Origin of the sequence: Kitasatospora sp. NPDC094028, from assembly GCF_049543595.1 — a bacterium.
GTDB lineage: Bacteria > Actinomycetota > Actinomycetes > Streptomycetales > Streptomycetaceae > Kitasatospora.
Genome location: NZ_JBMVFA010000092.1, coordinates 1 through 1467, shown reverse-complemented (window position 1 = coordinate 1467; position 1467 = coordinate 1). Strand labels below are relative to the sequence as shown.

1 protein-coding gene and 1 pseudogene are annotated in these 1467 nt (G+C 72.0%); both read right to left on the bottom strand.

What is annotated here, in order from left to right; genetic code table 11:
• Positions 1-1206, bottom strand: a 1206-nt coding sequence (locus tag ACPC54_RS41960; RefSeq protein ID WP_498973015.1) for an arginine deiminase, incomplete at its 3' end; no start/stop codon positions are given.
• Positions 1207-1284: 78 nt separating this feature from the next.
• A pseudogene (locus ACPC54_RS41955) lies at positions 1285-1467 on the bottom strand (hypothetical protein); the annotation flags it as partial.

Sequence of the window (1467 nt, the reverse complement as noted above, 5' to 3'; positions counted from 1 at the left end):
CTGGATCGGGCAGCTCATGCAGCGCGGGCCGCCCCGGCCGCGGCCGAGCTCGGAGCCGGCGATGGTGACGATCTCGACGCCCTGCTTGCGCAGGTACGTGTTGGTGGTGGTGTTGCGCTCGTAGCCGACGACGACGCCGGGCTCCAGGGCGAGGAAGTTGCTGCCGTCGTCCCACTGCTCGCGCTCGGCGGCCCGGGCGTCCTGCTCGGCGGACAGGAAGCGGACCTTGTCCAGGCCGAGCGCCTCCGCGAGCGAGGCGGCGAGGTCGGTGTCGGCCCGTACGTCGAAGCCGGCCGGGCGTTCGGGGGCGGGGGTGAGGGTCCAGGAGCGCAACTCGTGGGCCAGGCCCGGGTAGACGGTGAAGGCGTCCCGGTCGATCATCGTCAGGACGGTGTCGAGGTGCATGAACGCCCGGCTCTCGGGCAGGCGGACGGCGATCAGCCGGTGCGCGGCGCCGGTGAGGAAGACCTGCTGGGCGAGGGTTTCGACGGCCTGCGCGGTGGTGCGCTCGCCCATCCCGACCATGACCACGCCGGGGGCGACCACGTGGACGTCCCCGCCCTCCAGGCTCAGCCCGGGGGCCGTGGTGGTGCCGTCCAGCAGCGGGGGCGCGGTCTCGGCGAACAGCGGGTGGAAGCGGTAGATCGCGGCGGTGTGCAGGGTCTCCCGCCGCCGGGCCGGCTTCGCCATCGGATTGAGGCTGTACCGGCCGCCGATCCAGCAGGAGTTGTCGCGCGGGAAGAGGTGGTTGGGCAGCGGCGGGAGGGCGAAGTCCTGCTCGCCGAGGGTGTTCCACACCAGGCTGTGCGGGCTCTTCAGCGGCAGGTCGTCCTTGAGGACCCCGCCGATCAGGTACTCGGCGAGGGTGACGCCGTCGAGCTGTTCGCACAGCTCCCGCACCGGCTCGACGAGCGCGGGGCCGACGACGGCCGGGGTGACGACCTGGCCGAGCAGCCAGGCCCGGGCGGGCGGCAGGTCGAGCGTCTCGGCGAGCAGGTCGGCGTAGTGGTGGACGCGCACGCCGTGGTCGCGCAGGACCTGGGCGAAGGCGTCGTGCTCCTCGCGGGCGCGCTTGGCCCACAGGATGTCGTCGAAGAGCAGCTCGTCGACGTTGCGCGGGGTCAGCCGGGCCAGTTCCAGGCCCGGGCGGTGCAGGATCACCTGCCGCAGGCGGCCGGCTTCCGAGTCGACACGCAGAGTGGACATCGCGGTGTGCTCCCTTGTTCTCACGGATGGTTCCCGGTGCGTCGAGTGCGCCGAGTGTGCCGAGTGTGCTGAGAAGTCTCAGTGCTGGTGGCGCGGCGTCATCGGCCGGACGTGCGGCCGCTTGAGCCAGATGTAGACGGGGATGCCGAGCAGGACGGTGAACAGCCCGTAGTAGACGGTCTGGTAGCCGCTGCCCTGGATCGACCAGTACGAGAAGGCCAGCGCCAGGACGGTGACGGTGACGTCCCGCGCGAAGCGGCG